Annotated in this window: 16 protein-coding genes; 3 read left to right on the top strand and 13 right to left on the bottom strand. The window is 40.8% G+C overall.

All coding sequences use genetic code 11. From position 1 onward, the window contains the following. Positions 1-220 precede the first annotated feature (220 nt). Complete coding sequence (locus tag GQR55_RS16320) at positions 221-490, bottom strand: HU family DNA-binding protein (RefSeq protein ID WP_166421434.1); 270 nt, start codon at positions 488-490, stop codon at positions 221-223. A gap of 191 nt (positions 491-681) precedes the next feature. On the opposite strand from GQR55_RS16320, the gene GQR55_RS16315 reads away from it, so the two are divergent. Beyond that, complete coding sequence (locus GQR55_RS16315; RefSeq protein ID WP_166421433.1) at positions 682-1,257, top strand: inner membrane-spanning protein YciB; 576 nt, start codon at positions 682-684, stop codon at positions 1,255-1,257. Positions 1,258-1,323: 66 nt separating this feature from the next. Next, positions 1,324-1,965, top strand: a complete 642-nt coding sequence (locus GQR55_RS16310; protein WP_166421432.1) for a CPBP family intramembrane glutamic endopeptidase — start codon at positions 1,324-1,326, stop codon at positions 1,963-1,965. A gap of 109 nt (positions 1,966-2,074) precedes the next feature. Here the strand turns inward: GQR55_RS16310 and prpF are convergent, their stop codons facing one another. The 5 genes from prpF to GQR55_RS16285 form a co-directional block, all read right to left on the bottom strand. Continuing rightward, positions 2,075-3,241 carry a 2-methylaconitate cis-trans isomerase PrpF gene (gene prpF, locus GQR55_RS16305; protein ID WP_166421431.1) on the bottom strand — a complete coding sequence of 389 codons (1,167 nt, stop codon included), beginning with the start codon at positions 3,239-3,241 and terminating at the stop codon, positions 2,075-2,077. Between the two features lie 11 nt (positions 3,242-3,252). After that, positions 3,253-5,862: a Fe/S-dependent 2-methylisocitrate dehydratase AcnD gene (gene acnD / locus GQR55_RS16300; RefSeq protein WP_166421430.1), complete on the bottom strand. Its 2,610-nt coding sequence runs from the start codon at positions 5,860-5,862 to the stop codon at positions 3,253-3,255. A 158-nt stretch (positions 5,863-6,020) separates the two neighbouring features. Beyond that, on the bottom strand, positions 6,021-7,148 hold the full coding sequence (gene prpC, locus GQR55_RS16295) for a 2-methylcitrate synthase (protein WP_166421429.1): 1,128 nt from the start codon (positions 7,146-7,148) through the stop codon (positions 6,021-6,023). A 48-nt stretch (positions 7,149-7,196) separates the two neighbouring features. After that, on the bottom strand, positions 7,197-8,075 hold the full coding sequence (prpB, locus tag GQR55_RS16290) for a methylisocitrate lyase (protein ID WP_166421428.1): 879 nt from the start codon (positions 8,073-8,075) through the stop codon (positions 7,197-7,199). A gap of 104 nt (positions 8,076-8,179) precedes the next feature. Continuing rightward, positions 8,180-8,872 carry a GntR family transcriptional regulator gene (locus GQR55_RS16285; protein WP_165740738.1) on the bottom strand — a complete coding sequence of 231 codons (693 nt, stop codon included), beginning with the start codon at positions 8,870-8,872 and terminating at the stop codon, positions 8,180-8,182. A 264-nt stretch (positions 8,873-9,136) separates the two neighbouring features. Between GQR55_RS16285 and rsmF the strand changes: the two genes are divergently transcribed. Then, positions 9,137-10,588, top strand: coding sequence for a 16S rRNA (cytosine(1407)-C(5))-methyltransferase RsmF (gene rsmF, locus GQR55_RS16280; protein WP_166421427.1), 1,452 nt, complete (start codon positions 9,137-9,139; stop codon positions 10,586-10,588). 304 nt (positions 10,589-10,892) lie between these two features. Here rsmF and GQR55_RS16275 read toward each other — a convergent pair whose 3' ends face one another. The 7 genes from GQR55_RS16275 to pabC all read right to left on the bottom strand — a co-directional run bounded on the left by GQR55_RS16275 (position 10,893) and on the right by pabC (position 17,339). After that, entirely contained in the window at positions 10,893-12,752 is a 1,860-nt protein-coding gene (locus GQR55_RS16275; protein ID WP_166421426.1) for an alkaline phosphatase D family protein, read from the bottom strand. A 4-nt stretch (positions 12,753-12,756) separates the two neighbouring features. Continuing rightward, entirely contained in the window at positions 12,757-13,536 is a 780-nt protein-coding gene (locus GQR55_RS16270) for a YchF/TatD family DNA exonuclease (protein WP_024600474.1), read from the bottom strand. A gap of 115 nt (positions 13,537-13,651) precedes the next feature. Further along, on the bottom strand, positions 13,652-13,978 hold the full coding sequence (locus GQR55_RS16265; protein WP_002962367.1) for a PilZ domain-containing protein: 327 nt from the start codon (positions 13,976-13,978) through the stop codon (positions 13,652-13,654). Between the two features lie 11 nt (positions 13,979-13,989). Further along, complete coding sequence (locus GQR55_RS16260; RefSeq protein WP_166421425.1) at positions 13,990-14,904, bottom strand: DNA polymerase III subunit delta'; 915 nt, start codon at positions 14,902-14,904, stop codon at positions 13,990-13,992. Between the two features lies 1 nt (position 14,905). Next, a complete protein-coding gene (gene tmk, locus GQR55_RS16255; RefSeq protein WP_007585737.1) occupies positions 14,906-15,532 on the bottom strand; it encodes a dTMP kinase in 627 nt (208 codons plus the stop codon). Positions 15,533-15,537: 5 nt separating this feature from the next. Beyond that, the gene (gene mltG / locus GQR55_RS16250) at positions 15,538-16,530 is read right to left on the bottom strand and encodes an endolytic transglycosylase MltG (RefSeq protein WP_166421424.1); all 993 of its coding nucleotides are present in this window, start codon (positions 16,528-16,530) and stop codon (positions 15,538-15,540) included. Beyond that, positions 16,524-17,339, bottom strand: a complete 816-nt coding sequence (gene pabC, locus GQR55_RS16245) for an aminodeoxychorismate lyase (RefSeq protein WP_166421423.1) — start codon at positions 17,337-17,339, stop codon at positions 16,524-16,526. The genes mltG and pabC overlap by 7 nt, the downstream gene beginning before the upstream one ends. Between the last annotated feature and the right edge of the window lie 32 nt (positions 17,340-17,371).

Genomic DNA, 17,371 nt, shown 5'->3' with positions numbered 1-17,371 from the left:
TGTAATAAAAAACCAAGAAGCGTTTAAGCTCCAAGAAAGTTAAATACGACCTTGAAGCTTAAAATGAGAGATGGTATCTACAACCAAGGTGTAGATATGGGTTTAACTTGTAGACGCGCAACTTGTTGGCGTGATGGGCAAAACCCATAATTTGTATGTTGAATAATATATTTAATAACTTCAATCAAGCTCAGCAAACGACCAAGCTAAGTAATGCTATTTAAAATAGATCTTTTAACGCTTTAGCCGGTTTAAAAACCGCTTTGTTTGCGCCTTCTATTTCAATTGCAGCCCCTGTTTGTGGATTACGACCGGTACGCGCTGGATAGTAACTTAGTGCAAACGTACCAAATCCACTAATTTGAACCTGATCACCCTCAGAAAGCGATTTGGTAATTACTTTTTGTAAACTTGAAAGCGCTGCTTGAGCATCTTTTTTTGTTAATTCACTTTTATCTGCAATGGCAGTAACGAGTTCTGCTTTATTCATTTTAGGCCCCTAAATACACGCTAAATCAGTGTTGGTTAAGCGTGGGAATATGATGATATAAAAAATACCAAACCAAATTGGCAATAAAGCCACGCAGGCTAAGGGTTACAGGGCAACAAGTCAACCTTGTAGTTGCTAAGCTTTATGTGGTAAAAAGCCTTTGACTCTTTTTTGTATAATTTAGGTAAGCTATGCACGCATTAATTGAATACATCCCACTCATACTGTTTTTTGCAGTTTTTAAGCTAGTCGATATTTACTGGGCTACCGGTTTATTAATGGCCACTACGCTCATTCAAGTTGCTTATAGCTACTTTAAACATGGCTCTGTGCCTACTCGTCATTGGATATTTTTTGGCATTGCTGCTGTGTTTGGTACGTTAACGCTGGTACTTCATGATGAGCAATACATAAAATGGAAAGCAACGCTGATATACGCAGGTTTAAGCTTAACGCTACTTGTTAGCCGTTATGCACTTAAGAAAAATCTCGTTAAAAAAGCGCTTAGCTCAATCCTCGAAAATGCTAATGATACAAAACAAGCTATTGTTGTACCTGAGCCTTTATGGAATAAGCTCAACCTCATGTGGGTAGCAATTACAGCGGGTATTGCAGCACTCAATATATACATAGCGTATAATTTTTCGCTCGACTTTTGGGTTAACTTTAAAGTGTTTGGCTTGATGGGTATTACCTTTGTGAGTATTTTTGCCACTATTATTGCCTTGTACAAATACCTCCCTAGTGAAGAAGAACCCGCAAAGTAAGCCCCCTCGTCATAAAAGTGTCGTCTTAGCTTGATAGCTTATTAAAAAAAGTAAGTTGAGACGACCTTGAACGCCAATCAATATCGCTGGTTTGAATTTACCCTCATTTTTGTATTGCTACCCTTATTGGGCTTTGGATTGCGCGAGCATTTAGCTAATTGGCTTATTCCTGCGCTTATTATACTTATGAGTGTGTGTTGTATGTTGCTTCTTAGCGATCCTCATTTTAAGCGTTTTAGACTCACAAGCCTTGGGCAATTTTCTGCGGTTAAAAAGCGTTTGTTTAGTTTCTTTTTTTTAGGTGCGCTGTTTTCGGGGATGTTTTACGGGATTATTCATCAAGGTAACTGGTTTACCCTACCCCGCAACTCGTTTAATGATTGGCTTTTACTGTTGGTGCTGTATCCAATACTGTCGGTTATTCCCCAGGAGTTAATATTCAGAACGTACTTTTTTCATCGTTATAAACGAATTATGCCCAAAAAAGCCGTGCGCATTATAGTTAGTGCTAGTGTATTTGCGTTGGCGCATATTGTATATGCAAATTGGATTGCAGTAGGTTTAGCATTTTTAGGTGGCTTACTGTTTGCTTATACCTACGCACAAAGCCGCTCAACCTTTGTGTGCGTTATTGAGCACAGTTTATGGGGGCTTTGGATGTTTACCCTTGGGATCGGCAACTACCTCGATTCAGGCACTATGAATTAGTGCTGTTTTATTATTAGTTTTAACAATAAAGAAAGCGCATAAGCATTTTGATGCTGCAAATTAATCATAATACTTATGCGATGGCTGTAAGATAGTTATTAATTAAGAACTACTGAGGGACTCTTACAACCCCTTCCATTAGTACACGTGCACTGCGACTCATACTTGCTTTAATAACTTGCCAATTACCTGCATTATTTTTAGCCTCAGCACCTACTTTTAGCGTGCCTGACGGATGACCAAAGTTAACTTCACTTAATGCACCGCCACCTGCGGCTATATTTACGAGTGTGCCTTCGATTGCAGCAGCAGTGCCAATAGCAACAGCGGCTGTGCCCATCATGGCATGATGCAGTTTACCCATCGACATAGCGCGCACGAGTAAGTTAATGCTGGCAGCCTCAATAAGCTTACCGCTAGACGCTGTATAGTCTAAAGGCGCTGCAACAAATGCAACCTTTGGCGTATGTTGGCGAGCTTGCGCTTCATTAATGTTAGTGATTAAGCCCATTTTAACGGCGCCGTAAGCACGAATGGTTTCGAGCTTTTCAAGTGCAGCAACATCATTATTTATATCGTCTTGCAGCTCTGTGCCTGTATAGCCAATATCAGCGGCGTTAATAAATACAGTAGGAATACCTGCATTTATCATCGTGGCTTTTAACGTACCCACACCCGGCACCTCTAAGTCATCAACTACATTACCGGTTGGAAATAACGCGCCATCGCCATCAGCAGGGTCAATAAACTCAAGTTTTACTTCAGCGGCAGGAAAGGTAACGCCATCGAGCTCAAAGTCACCGGTTTCTTGCACTACGCCATTGGTCATAGGGACATGCACTAATATGCTTTTTTTAATATTAGCCTGCCACACACGCACAATAGCAACACCGTTATTAGGTACTCTGCTTTTATCGACTAAACCATTACTAATGGCAAAGGCACCTACTGCTGACGTTAAGTTGCCGCAATTACCGCTCCAATCCACAAAAGGTTTATCTATTGCCACTTGACCAAATAAGTAATCAACATCGTGGTCGGCTTGCTCACTTTTACTTAAAATAACTGTTTTACTGGTACTTGATGTAGCGCCGCCCATGCCATCCGTTTGCTTAGCATACGGATCGGGGCTGCCAATAACACGCAGTAATAAATTATCCCTCGCCTCGCCTGCTACTTGAGCAGGCTTTGGTAAATCAGTTAAATTAAAAAACACACCTTTACTAGTGCCGCCACGCATATAGGTTGCAGGCACTTTAACTTGCGGTTTAAACATAATGTTTGCCCTTATGCAGATTGCGTTGCTTCTAAAAAATCTTGTGCAAAGCGCTGTAACACACCACCAGCCGCGTAAATAGAAAGCTCTTCTTGGGTATCAATACGGCACTTCATTGGCACAGTGAGTACTTCACCATCTTTACGGGTAATACTTAAATTAACGGTGGCACCTGGTTTTAAATCGCCCGCTACATCGTACGTTTCGCTGCCATCAAGCTTGAGCGTTTTACGGGTTGTACCCGTTTTAAACTCAAGCGGTAAAACACCCATACCAATTAAGTTAGTACGATGAATACGCTCAAAGCCCTCAGCTGCTATTACTTCAACGCCTGCAAGCCTTACGCCTTTTGCTGCCCAATCGCGCGACGAACCTTGCCCGTAATCGGCACCGGCTACAATAATAAGTGGTTGTTTACGCTCCATGTAGGCTTCGATTGCTTCCCACATACGAGTATTAGTACCTTGTGGCTCTAGGCGTGCGTATGAACCTTGCTTAACCTCGCCGTTTTCGTCAAGCACCATTTCGTTTAGTAGTTTTGGGTTTGCAAATGTTGCGCGCTGCGCTGTTAAATGATCGCCTCGGTGAGTGGCATACGAGTTGTAATCTTCCTCTGGTACGTTCATTTTAGTTAGGTATTCGCCAGCGGCACTGCTTGCCATAATCGCGTTTGATGGCGATAGGTGATCGGTTGTAATGTTGTCGCCAAGTACTGCAAGCGCACGCATACCAGTCATTGTGCGCTCACCCGCAAGTGCACCTTCCCAATAAGGAGGGCGACGAATATACGTACTTTCTGGGCGCCAGTCGTAAAGTGGGTCGTTATCTTCACCGTAATCTACGGTTAAATTAAACATCGGCTCGTACACTTTTCTAAACTGCTCTGGCTTAACGCTTTGCTTAATTACTGCATCAATCTCTTCATCTGATGGCCATAAATCTTTAAGCGTAATATCGTTGCCTTGTTGATCTTGCCCTAGTATCCCTTTTTCAATATCAAAGCGAATAGTACCTGCAATGGCGTAAGCAACAACTAAAGGAGGTGACGCTAAAAATGCTTGCTTAGCATAAGGATGAATTCGCCCATCAAAGTTACGATTGCCCGAAAGCACCGCTGTAGTGTATAAATCGCGATCGATTACTTCTTTTTGAATAACAGGGTCAAGGGCACCGCTCATACCATTACAGGTAGTACACGCAAAGCCCACAATACCAAAGCCAAGTTGCTCAAGCTCTGTTAGTAGGTTTGCATCTTCAAGGTATGATTGCACCGCTTTTGAACCCGGTGCGAGTGAAGTTTTAACCCAAGGTTTACGCATTAATCCCTTAGCATTTGCGTTACGCGCAAGTAGTGCAGCGGCAATTACATTGCGTGGGTTACTGGTATTAGTACAGCTAGTAATAGCCGCAATAATACACGCGCCGTCAGGCATTAAGCCTTCTTCATTTTCAACAACGCCCGAAATACCTTCTTTAGCTAAATCACTGGTTGATACACGGCGGTGCGGATTAGATGGACCTGCAATATTGCGCCCCACGCTTGATAAATCAAACGTAAGCACACGCTCGTATTTTGCGGTTTTTAAGCTATCGCTCCAAAGGCCTGCTGTTTTTGCGTAATTTTCTACAAGGGCAATTTGATCTTCTTCACGGCCTGTTAAACGCAAGTAATCTATTGTTTTATCATCGATATAAAACATGGCTGCAGTTGCGCCAAATTCTGGTGTCATGTTCGAAATTGTTGCTCTGTCCCCAAGTGTAAGCGCGTCAGCACCTTCACCGTAAAATTCTAAATAAGTAGATACAACACGTTGCTCACGTAAAAACTCTGTAATAGCCAGTACAATATCGGTTGCGGTAATACCTGGTTGGCGTTTGCCTGTAAGCTCAACACCTACAATATCAGGTAAACGAATATAAGAAGCGCGGCCAAGCATTACGCTTTCAGCTTCAAGCCCGCCTACGCCCACAGCAATAACGCCCAGTGCATCAACATGTGGTGTGTGACTGTCGGTACCTACTAGTGTATCTGGAAATGCAATGCCATCTCGATTTTGAATAACCGGCGACATTTTCTCAAGATTAATTTGATGCATAATGCCGTTACCAGGCGGGATCACGTCGATATTTTTAAACGCAGTTTTAGTCCAATTTATAAAGTGAAAACGGTCGTCATTTCGTCTGTCTTCAATGGCGCGATTTTTTTCAAATGCATCAGGATCAAAACCGGCATGCTCTACCGCTAACGAATGGTCAACAATTAACTGCGTGGGTACTACCGGATTCACTTTTGCTGGGTCGCCGCCTTTGCCTGCAATTGCATCACGCAAACCTGCTAAATCAACAAGCGCTGTTTGCCCTAAAATATCGTGGCAGACCACACGCGCCGGATACCACGGAAAATCTAAATCTTGCTTTCGCTCAATTAGCTGGTTAAGTGCATCTGTTAACATGGCAGGATCGCATCGGCGTACTAGGTTTTCGGCAAATACACGTGATGAATAAGGTAGCGTGGCGTATGCACCTGGCTTGATTGCGTCAACGGCTTCTTGTGTATCGTAGTAGTCGACATTTGAGCCCGGTAGAGGTTTACGGTATTGGGTATTATTAATTATGGTCATAATAAGGGTTCGCTAATTTGGTGACGGATGTAGTACCAATTTTATGGAGAGTGCAATTGGTATTTTTCAAGAAAGGCTTTAGGTTTGTAGTTGTTTTTATTATATAAAGCATTAAAGCCGTAAAAGGTGAGCCACTGGCTCACCTTAGTTAAAAATAATTAACTTCTTGATTCGATTGGTGTGTAACTACGTGCATCAGGCCCTGTGTAATCGGCACTTGGGCGAATAATACGGTTGTTAGCGCGTTGCTCTTTTACATGTGCAGTCCAACCAGTAACACGGCTCATTACAAATATTGGCGTAAATAACTTAGTCGGAATATCCATAAAATGATAAGCCGATGCATGGAAAAAATCGGCATTACAAAACAATTTTTTCTCTCGCCACATAATCTCTTCACAACGAACAGATACAGGGTAAAGTACTGTATCGCCAACTTCATCAGCTAGCTTTTCAGACCATTTTTTAATAATTACATTACGAGGATCAGATTCGCGATAAATAGCGTGACCAAAGCCCATAATTTTGTCTTTACGCTCTAACATGCCCATTACCTCTTGCTCAGCATGTTCTGCGCTTGTAAAACCTTGAATCATATCCATAGCTGCTTCGTTAGCACCACCATGAAGTGGGCCACGCAACGTACCAATCGCGCCTGTTACACAAGAATGAATATCAGAGAGCGTTGATGCACACACACGCCCCGTAAAAGTAGAGGCATTAAACTCGTGCTCTGCGTATAAAATTAGTGATACGTTCATCACTTGTGCAAACAATTCGCTAGGTGCTTTATCGTGTAATAGCGTTAAAAAGTGTGCACCTACAGAGTCGTCATCTGTTTGCGTTTCAATGCGTACGCCATCGTGTGTAAAGCGGTACCAGTAGCAAATAATACTTGGGAATACAGCAACCATACGGTCGATTGCGTCATTAGCTTGGCTAAAATCAAGCTCCGTCTCAAGGTTACCCAACATTGAGCAGCCTGTGCGCATTACATCCATTGGATGCGCGTCTTTTGGGATGTTTTCGAGTACGGTTTTAAGTGCATCTGGTAAGCCGCGTAAGCTTTTTAACTTTGCTTTATATTCAGCCAATTCGCTAGTGGTTGGTAACTCACCGCGTGAAAGTAAAAAAGACACTTCTTCAAACTGCGCTTTTTCGGCCAGTTCACTAATATCGTAACCACAATACGTTAAACCAGAACCACTTTGCCCTACAGTACACAATGCTGTTTGACCAGCCACTTGTCCGCGTAAACCCGCGCCGCTTAATGCTTTATCTACCATGATTTTCTCCTATCTTAAATTTGTGTGTGATATCTGTTCTAATAATTATTATTTGTCAGATTTTGATGAAAAAAGTGTGTCGAGTGTGTTCTCGTACGTGTGGTAATCTAAAAAGTCGTAAAGCTCTGAACGCGTTTGCATATTTTCAATTTGGCTTTGTTGCGAGCCTTCATTTAAAATTGCTGAATACACGTTGAGTGCTGCTTTGTTCATGGCTCTAAATGCACTTAGTGGGTAAAGCACCATTTCAACGCCTACGTCACTTAACTGCTCTTTAGTGTAGATAGGTGTTTGGCCAAACTCAGTAATGTTTGCCAAAATTGGAACATTAATCGCTTTTGCAAATGCTTGGTAATCAGCAAGGTCGTGTACGGCTTCAGCAAAAATAGCGTCAGCACCGGCTTCAACACAGGCAGCTGCACGGTCAATAGCGGCATTTAAACCTTCTTTTTGAAATGCATCGGTACGCGCCATAATGTAAAAATCGCTATCGGTTTTTGCATCAACCGCTGCTTTAATGCGGTCAACCATTTCACCTTGGCTTACAATTTCTTTATTAGGACGATGGCCACAGCGCTTTTGCGCTACTTGGTCTTCTATATGAAAACCCGCCGCACCGGCTTTAGTCATTTCTTTTACTGTGCGTGCAATGTTAAATGCGCCGCCCCAACCGGTATCGGCATCAACTAACAGCGGTAAGTCGCTAGCACCTGTAATACGGCGAATATCTTCAAGCACGTTATCAAGGCTTGTCATACCTAAATCAGGCATACCAAACGAGGCGTTTGCAACACCGGCACCTGAGAGGTAAATAGCTTGGTGGCCCATTTTTTCAGCCATCATCGCTGTGTATGCGTTAATAGTGCCTACAACTTGTAACGGGCGGTTATTGGCAATAGCCTGTTTGAATTTCAATCCTGCTGACATTACTTTCTCCTCACTTTGAACGGTTGCTACGTGGAGTAACTTATAGTTTTAATCTGTAATTATGACTGTTTAACTGTTCTGCTTAACTTTTAACTTTTAACAGCTTATGCTTTTTGCTTAGCTAATAAGTCGAATTTGGTTTGAATATTTGCTTGCGATGCGCTTATATGGCGCTTCATTAGCATTTCGGCCAGTTCGCCGTCATGGTTTTCTATCGCGTTAATAATAGCTAAGTGCTCATCAAACGCTTTAGATACACGCGGCCCCACCATACCCATTTGCACACGGTACATGCGTATTAGTTGATAGAGCTCATTACACAACAAATGAATTAAATGCGCGTTTTTACTGCCTTGAATAATACGGTAATGAAAATCTAAATCGCCAGCCTCTTGATAATAAGACTCGCCCTCTTTAACACGCTGTGTTTGTAGGTGCTGATTAAGTAATTGCTTTAAGCCTTTTACTTCTTCTGGTTCCATATTGTCGGCAGCCAACCTACATGCCAAGCCTTCAAGTGAGCTGCGAACTTGATAAACTTCAATCAAACGCTCAGCGGTAAGGGCAACTACGCGGCAACCTACGTTAGCTTTACGCTCAACAAGGTAGCAACTCTCTAAGCGATTTAACGCTTCTCTAAGCGTTGCACGGCTTACGCCATAACGTTTTGCAAGTTCTGGCTCTGATATTTTACTACCTTGAACTATAGTGCCTTCAACAATCTCACGGCGCATATCTACAAATACTTGATCTGATGCGGTAGTTATAGGCGCTTCGTTTAAAAATGTGTGTGTCATAAGTTATTTTTTAGATTGTCGACAATTCATATGGTCACTATGTGCTTATTAAAAAAACATGTCAACCCTAAAACCCAATAAAAAGACTAAAAAACACCCCAATTGTCGACACTATTAATCTAAAGTCGTATATAACTGGTTTTAAAATAAGCTGGCGCAGTAAAGTGTCGACATAAATTCAAAGTAGTTAATATGGTTTTAGCACTGAAAACACCTTATATAAATGCTATTATCGCGCTTTATTTTTATAGTATGAGCTAACGCGTGAACGCCAACACTTTTATTCCTGAGCACTTTATTGATGACGTAAAAACCTATTTACCAGCGCATCTAAACTTAGATGACTTTTTAAATGCGTGTCGCAGGCCGCTCAGAAAATCTATTCGCGTTAATACATTAAAAATTAGCATTGAAGAATTTGTAAAACGTGCAGCTAAAAAAAATTGGCTACTAACCCCAATCCCATGGTGCAATGAAGGCTTTTGGCTAGAGCGCCCAAGCAATGAAGAGCAAAATCTAGCTCTAGGTAATACCGACTTACACCTAAGCGGTGCTATGTACGTACAAGAAGCAAGTTCAATGTTGCCACCTATCGCATTAAAGCAAAGTATTGAACTAGCAGACCCTCAAAATAACACCGTGCTTGATATGGCATCTGCGCCGGGTTCTAAAACATCACAACTTGCAGCACTTATGAATAACCAAGGTGTATTAGTTGCTAACGAGCTTTCGTCTTCACGTTTAAAAGTACTTAGCGCCACGCTTAAACGCATGGGCGTTGGTAACTGTGCGCTCTCGCACTTTGATGGCGTTATATTTGGCAGCTACATGTTTGAATGCTTTGACAGCATACTGCTGGACGCGCCCTGCTCTGGCGAAGGCACAGTACGTAAAGACGCCGACGCACTAAAAAACTGGTCAATAGAATCAAACATACAAATTGCTCAAGTACAAAAAGACTTAATTAAAAGCGCATTTTACGCATTAAAGCCAGGTGGCACGTTAGTGTATTCAACCTGCACACTTACCCCGCTCGAAAATCATCAAGTATGCGATTATTTACTCAATGAATTTGGTGACTACATAGCACCGCAATCCCTAAGCGACTTATTTGAAGGTGCAAGCAGTGCTACTACCGCTGAAGGTTATTTACATGTATGGCCGCAAACATTCGATAGCGAAGGCTTTTTTATTGCTAAATTTAAAAAGCACGCAAGTTGCAATAACCCAAATCAAACTGTTAAAAAAGGCGCATTCCCGTTTAACGAGTTTGATAAAAAGCAAAGTGCCGCGTTTATGCAATCGCTTAAAAAACACTTTGGGTTAACTACCTTGCCAGGTAGTTTAATGCAGCGCGATAAAGAACTGTGGTTGTTCCCTGAAGGGTTTGAAGCCGTACAAAATAAAATTAAATACGCACGTTTAGGCATTCAAATTGGAATTATTCATAAAAACGGCGTAAGGCTAACGCACGAGTTTGCTACTGTGTTTGGCAATGAGTGTAAAACTAATATTTACGCGTTAAATAACGAGCAAGCAAATGATTATTTTCAAGGTAAAGATATACGCTTAGCTGAGGCAACTCAAACAATAGGTGAAGTAGTATTAACGCTGTGTGGTTGCCCTATTGGGCTGGGCAAATGGCAAAAAAATAAGATTAAAAACTCATTACCACGCGATCTAGTGCAAAATACGCAGTTAATAAGCTGGGGTTAAACTAAAGTACAAATTACACATAATTAATCTAATCCTTTGTTATCAAATGTAACCAGGTGGCAAAATTAGTTATGCTTTATTGAGTACCTTTACTATAGTTTTTAGTACTTTCTTCTTCTCCCTAACGAACCAGAAAGTTTTTAGTTAACGCTAGGCTCAATTTAGAGTCACTTTATAGCCCAGAGGTTTTTATAAGCCTTTGGGCGTTTTTATTTGCAGTTTCTTCTATAAACAGTACTACTTCTTACTTTCTCAAACGCTTTACCAAGCGTGCAAATTTACGGTTAACTTGTAGATGAGCAACTTACTGTTCTTCTAAATCAAACTCAGTTAAATGCCCTTCGCCATGAATCAGTTGGTAGCGGGCTAAGTTTCCTTGCTCTAGTGTTATTAAACTAATAGCTGAGTCGCTTACTAAGTATTTTTGCCCTTCACCTATGGTTTGGTGTTTATCTACTTCCATATGCCAACGTTTGGTAAAAAAGTTTAAGGGGCTTTTGGGGCCGTATAGAATTGAATCTAGTTTATCGAGTATGTTTATGAGTTTACGCGGGAACTCGTTTTTAATACCACTAGCGGTAAGTTGCCAAATTCGATTGGGGTGATCGCCAAAACGCTTTTGCACTGAAAAGCAAAATGAGTAATGTACATCACCCGATAAAATTAGCGTTTCGTTTGGGGTGTCGGTTCGTCTAAACGTATCGAGTAGCTTTTTGGCCGAGCCTTCGTGCGCCATCCAGTTTTCTACATCGACCATGAGCGGTTGGCCACATATATTAAAAGCAGCCTGTATGGCTTCTATTGATTTAACTCCAAATACAGGAGCTGGCGATACAATAATAACTTGGTCGTGGCTTAATAGGCTTTCTTCAAGTTCTGTGAGACGTTCCCAATCAAGTAGACCTGAGGGCTCGTTAAAGTTTTGCTCATTTCGCCAGCGGTGCGTACGCGTATCTAGTACCACTACTTTAGGTATGGTGGTAAGTTCGTAATGCCAAAAACTAAAATCGTTTAGTGGTTTATCAAATGCTTTAAACTGCCAAATATTATTGTTGTTTTTACTTTGCTTAAACGCAGTTAAGAGCTCACCCGTTTTATTTAGTGCATCGTTCCCCATACCTTGGAACAACCAATAGCTAATTAAGCCGTTATTAATGATTCGTTTACTACTTGGGTTTTCGTTTATAGCTTGCTCCCACCCAGCGGTGAGGTTCCAATCATCGGTTACATCGTGATCGTCAAACATCATTAGTGTAGATACATTGGCAAACAACCGCTCTACTTCACCTAAGCCTTTTGCATAGTCAATTAAAGCTGTTTTTTCAGCGTTAAAAATAGTTTTATTTTGCTCGCTTTGACCTATATACGTCGTGTTTTGTATATCGACACATTGCCAAGCAGCAGCACTAAAATTTAATAAATAAAGTGCTATGTATTCTTCAAAATGGATAAGGTGATTATACGCTTTTACACTTGAAAAATGCGGTTCGTCTTTTTTTAGCCAGTAACCCACACCTAACTTTGAGCGTTTTTGCCAAGGCGTTTTTGGTAAGAACAAATGGCGATTATAAAGTTGCTCATTTATATCGTCTGGTAGCTCAATTGCCAGTGGTTGCTCTTTATAGATACCTAAGGCTTTAATTAACTGATGAATAGCTAACAACATGGGCCCTGCTACGTCATCGGCATAAACCTGATCACCGCTCAGTAATAATAACTGTGCGCCTTGATTATTATTAACGCGCTGAGTATTTTGCCAGTGACTTGCAGACACTAAACTGTCTTTTGCTGGATGATGTGCATTACGACACGAGCCATGCAAAATATCACTGAGTTTATTGGGGATTACAAATGCAGGCGTTGTTTGATTGCTATAGCACCAAGGCGATAAATCAATTATTGCATCGTCAATGATTAGCTCATAGCTTAATAATTTATCTACAGGAAACAGATTTTCTACTGGTTTTATAACAATAAAATGCAGGTATAAGTGCTGGCCTAAAGCGATAGTTTGTTGTTCGCTATAACACTCTACATTTAATAAGTTTATTTGGCAGCTAGCCGATTTGGAGGTAGCAAACTGAATGCAGACTCCAGTTTGCTCTGCACGGCGCACCATTGGCCCCATTAGTAAAATAGGAAGGTTTGCCGTGTGAGTTTTCATGTATTTAGCCTTTAGCTGCTAATTTAAATAAAGAATAAAAGTTTTCTGTAGTGGCTTTAGCAAGCTCGTTAAAGCTAATGCCTTTAAGCTCACTAATATAATAAGCAACATCTTCTACGTACGCTGGCTGATTTGTTTGCCCACGATACGGTACCGGTGCTAAATAAGGAGAGTCTGTTTCTATTAGTAATCTATCCAGCGGTATTTGTTTTACTACTTCTTTTAGTTCAATAGCATTTTTAAAGGTAACTATACCCGAAATAGAAATATAAAAGCCCATGTCTATGGCTTTTTTAGCCATATCCCAGTCTTCGGTAAAACAATGTAGTACACCACCGCAGTTTTCGGCTTTGTGCTCACGCATTAAATTAATGGTATCGCTGCGGGCATCACGAGTATGAATAATTAACGGTTTTTGTAATTCGTTAGCCACTTCAATATGCCCAACAAAGCTAGCTTGCTGCACTGCATGAGTATCTTTTGAATAGTAGTAATCAAGACCCGTTTCGCCAATAGCAACGACTTTTTCGTGTGAGGCTAAGTCGATTAGTTGCTGTTTATTAAGGGCGTCTTTTTGATCAAGTGGATGTACACCGCATGAGGCTGAAACATCGTCATAATGCTTAATTTTATCAAGCATGCTTGGAAACTGATCAAGCGTTACGCTTACACATAAAAAGTGCTCTATTTGCTTTGCACGTGCTTTATCAAGAACTTGGTCAAGGTTTAAGTCTAGCTTATCAAAATCAAGACGGTCTAAATGGCAATGAGAATCTACAATCACTATAAGGCCTGTATTATGTTCAGGGTTTAAATTTGTTCTTTTAATTTATTATGTTAGTAATTAAAAGAACCCAATATAGGGTGGCGTTAATCTCAATGAAAAACTGACCCTATAACTACATGGTATATGTTTGATCGCCTGAGTTTAACATAGTCCCAAGGAGCTTTTCGATTTTAGCGTTTAGGTTTGTTTTATCGTCTAAAAAGCTAATACCAATACCTGGAGGGTTAGAGCTTTGTGCCCCTTGTGGTGTTATCCACGATACTTTACCTGTTACTACATCATCTTCTAGTGCATCGGGCAAAGTAACTCTAAGCGCTAATGAATGCCCTGCTTCGTAACGCATATTAGTACGTACAAATAAGCCACCTTTTTTTAAGTAAGGCATATAGCAACGGTATAACTCGTCAAGATCGTCTATGTCTACTAATAGTTCTTGCATGATTAATCCTTTTAAGAATTTCGCAATGTGTATGCTAATCGCGATACAGCAAGCGATAAATTAAGGCCAAGTACTTGTGTGTTATTTTGTAAAAACTCGCCTAATGCATTTTGAGCACTTTGATAAGCGTCAAAACTCATACCTTGCAGTAATTGCTGCTTTAGTTGCACACTTAAAAATAAAGTAAATATACGAACAAGTTCAGGCTGTTTATTTATTATATCGACTAACACTTTGAAATTATGGCTTTGTTTAAACTCAGTTGCAAACTTATAAAGTGTATCAATATTTTTTAGCTGATCTTGCTGTTGCCAATGCTTTACTTGCAGCGGTTGGTTATAAAAAAGTGCTAACCAACTATAGTTGGGTATATCTAATGTCTCTAGCCATTGCTGAGCAAGTGCTGTATTTGTTATTTTTACATCACTTTTAGCACATCGACTTAAAATAGTTGCAGGGAGCTGTGCTGGTTGGCTTGTAGTTAATATTAAAAAGCGGCTATTAGTTGGCTCTTCAAGTGTTTTTAACAATGCGTTAGCTGCTGCAGTGGTCATTTTTTCGCAATTTTCTATTATCGCTACTTTATTGCCATTTTGCGCTGCTGAGTGATTCATAAAATCACTAATGCCGCGTATATCATCTACGCCTATGCTTTGCCCATCAACTTGCGTTAAGCGCTTGTCGGGATGAGTACCCGCAAGAGTAAGTAAACAGCTTTTACACTGCCCGCAAGGTTTTAGCATACTATTTGGCGCTGCTACCTGCTTAGCAATATTTTGGCATAGCAAAGCATTACCAAGCTCATCACTTAATTCAAATTTACCTACGCCAACAGGCCCACAAAATAATTGCGCATGATGAAAACGCTCTGCGCGATAACTTTGCGCTAAACGTGCTTGAGTATCATGTAGCCACGGCAATGGCATATTATTTTAGGCCTTCAAAAAATGAATGCAGTACATTGGTTATATCACGATGTACTTTATCAATACTTTGGTTTGCATCAACCGTTTTAATTGTGTTGTCGTCATTAGCAAGTTCAACATAACGCATACGTGTACGCTGAAAAAACTCAATGGCTTCTTGTTCAATACGGTCAAGCTCACCGCGCCCTTTGGCACGTTCAAGGCCTATTACTGGGTCAATATCGAGGTAAATAGTTAAATCGGGCTTTAAGCCCTTTAATACCATTGACGATAGTGAAGCTAATGTATTTGAGCTAATACCACGCCCACCACCTTGATACGCCTGAGACGATAAATCATGACGATCGGCAAGTACCCATTGCCCTTTATCAAGCGCTGGGGTAATAACATTGTGCATTAACTGCGAGCGTGCTGCGTACATAATAAGCAACTCGGTCTCAAAGGCGATTTCTTCTTCATGCTCTGCTTTTACAAGCGTACGAAGCGATTCAGCCAATGGTGTGCCGCCAGGTTCGCGGACGTTAATGAAGTCTATTTTTTGTTTATTTAAAAAGTCTTGGCATAACGAAATAGCGGTTGATTTACCCGCGCCCTCTAGCCCTTCTATTACTATAAATTTTGATTTCATAAAACTTAATTCTTTTTATTTAATATATACGTTTTAACTGCTGCGTTATGCTGCTTTAACGTGGTTGAAAATTGGTGGCTGCCGGTACCATCGCCTTTTGCTACAAAGTAAACGTATTCACTTTGAGGCGGATTAACCGCTGCTAAAATAGCGGCTTTTGAAGGCATTGCAATTGGTGTTGGCGGCAAGCCATTAATGCGATATGTATTGTAAGGCGTATAATCGCGCAAATCTTTGTATTTAATATCGCCATCAAAATCAGCGCCTAGTCCGTATATTACGGTTGGGTCGGTTTGAAGGCGCATATTAGTATTTAATCGATTAACAAACGCTGATGCAATTAGCGGACGTTCGCTGGCAAGGCCTGTTTCTTTTTCAATAATTGAGGCCATTATAAGTGCTTCGTATGCTGTTTTGTAAGGGAGATCAGCTGCGCGCTGCTGCCAAGCATCGTCTAACGTTTGCTGCATTTTTTGCGCGGCACGTTTTAATACACTGCTTGCGGTATCATTATTATGATAATGGTAAGTGTCGGGAAATAACCAACCCTCTAAGTGCGTGTCATTACCCAGTATTTGTGTACTTAGTTCATCACTTTTTAAATCGTTTTGTAAATTATCGGCCTTTTTAATAGCACTTAGCACTTCACGTAAGTTTTGCCCTTCAATAATGGTAAAACTAAAATTGATTTGCTGGCCTTGGTTAATTTTTTTTACGTTGTTGATAACGCTATCGGCTGTTAGCTCGTAAAGCCCCGCTTTTAAGTCGGTAAGTGTTGGGTCTAATTTGGCAATTACCTGATAACGCCAGCAACTCTCTACCCAGTTATTAGTTTGCCATTGCAGGCATAATTTATTAAAGCCAGTGCCATGCTTAACTTCAAATTGTGTGTTTTTAGCTACCTTTAGCGGGCTATTTATTGTTGCTTGTAATTGCTGGTAACCAATTACAGTGGTTATAACAGCTAAAAAAAGTACCGATAAAATAACTTTTAACACTCAGCCTCCTTGGCTAATAATTTAGTTAATAATGCGTGGCTGTCGTCTGTATTAAATACTTGTTGCTCAATACGTTTAACAGGCACTGCTCCCATTAAGCTATTACACACAAATACGGCGTCTGCTTGGGTTAAGTCTTCTACTTTCACGCGTTTAAATTCAACAGGCAATTTATCACATAACGATTGTAGATAAACGCCCTTTATTCCGCACTCATCAAGCAATGGCGTAAACACACACTTATTTTTAATCGCAAAAATATTAGCTGCTGAAGCTTCAATTACATTGTTATTGTAATCAAGCACTAACACATCGTCGCAGTCTTGTGTTTGCATTGCTTTTTTAATTAGCACTTGCTCAAGCCGGTTTAATGTTTTAAGGCCCGCTAAATAAGGCTGTGCCGCTAATTTAATCGGGCTTATTTCGAGATTTACACCCTTTTTAGTAAGCGCTTCGTAATTACTAGGGTAATCTAATACACTCAATAAAATAGTGACATTACACTCACTGGGTAGCCCATAACCACGTCCGCCTTCGCCGCGCGTTACCAGGATTTTAAGCACGTTTAGTGATGCGGCGTTTATATGTAAAGCAATTTGGTTTTCAAGGCTAATAAAGTCTAACTCAGGAAAACCCAAGCGCTGTGCGCATTCAATCAGGCGCGCTTTATGATGAGCCCAATACTGTACTTGCCCTTCAATAACCTTAGCCGTTGTAAAAAAGCCATCACCGTAATTTAAGCCCCTGTCACGCGTGCTTAAAGTGCTGTTTTGATCTGCTGCTATTATTGTTTGCATTTTGTTTGGCATATAAAAAAAGCCCAGTTAAACAACTGAGCTCT

The organism is Pseudoalteromonas sp. Z1A8 (assembly GCF_011378855.1).
Lineage (GTDB): Bacteria > Pseudomonadota > Gammaproteobacteria > Enterobacterales > Alteromonadaceae > Pseudoalteromonas.
Note: the sequence above shows the minus strand (reverse complement) of the source record. Positions and strands in the feature narration are given on the sequence as shown.

Excerpts from the sequence above, each read along its gene's own strand:
- GQR55_RS16320 (WP_166421434.1), bottom strand. The coding sequence starts at position 490 with ATGAATAAAGCAGAACTCGTTACTGCCATTGCAGATAAAAGTGAATTA.
- GQR55_RS16315 (WP_166421433.1), top strand. The coding sequence starts at position 682 with ATGCACGCATTAATTGAATACATCCCACTCATACTGTTTTTTGCAGTT.
- prpF (WP_166421431.1), bottom strand. The coding sequence starts at position 3,241 with ATGTTTAAACCGCAAGTTAAAGTGCCTGCAACCTATATGCGTGGCGGC.
- acnD (WP_166421430.1), bottom strand. The coding sequence starts at position 5,862 with ATGACCATAATTAATAATACCCAATACCGTAAACCTCTACCGGGCTCA.
- prpC (WP_166421429.1), bottom strand. The coding sequence starts at position 7,148 with ATGGTAGATAAAGCATTAAGCGGCGCGGGTTTACGCGGACAAGTGGCT.
- prpB (WP_166421428.1), bottom strand. The coding sequence starts at position 8,075 with ATGTCAGCAGGATTGAAATTCAAACAGGCTATTGCCAATAACCGCCCG.
- GQR55_RS16285 (WP_165740738.1), bottom strand. The coding sequence starts at position 8,872 with ATGACACACACATTTTTAAACGAAGCGCCTATAACTACCGCATCAGAT.
- GQR55_RS16275 (WP_166421426.1), bottom strand. The coding sequence starts at position 12,752 with ATGAAAACTCACACGGCAAACCTTCCTATTTTACTAATGGGGCCAATG.
- GQR55_RS16265 (WP_002962367.1), bottom strand. The coding sequence starts at position 13,978 with ATGCAAGAACTATTAGTAGACATAGACGATCTTGACGAGTTATACCGT.
- GQR55_RS16260 (WP_166421425.1), bottom strand. The coding sequence starts at position 14,904 with ATGCCATTGCCGTGGCTACATGATACTCAAGCACGTTTAGCGCAAAGT.
- tmk (WP_007585737.1), bottom strand. The coding sequence starts at position 15,532 with ATGAAATCAAAATTTATAGTAATAGAAGGGCTAGAGGGCGCGGGTAAA.
- pabC (WP_166421423.1), bottom strand. The coding sequence starts at position 17,339 with ATGCCAAACAAAATGCAAACAATAATAGCAGCAGATCAAAACAGCACT.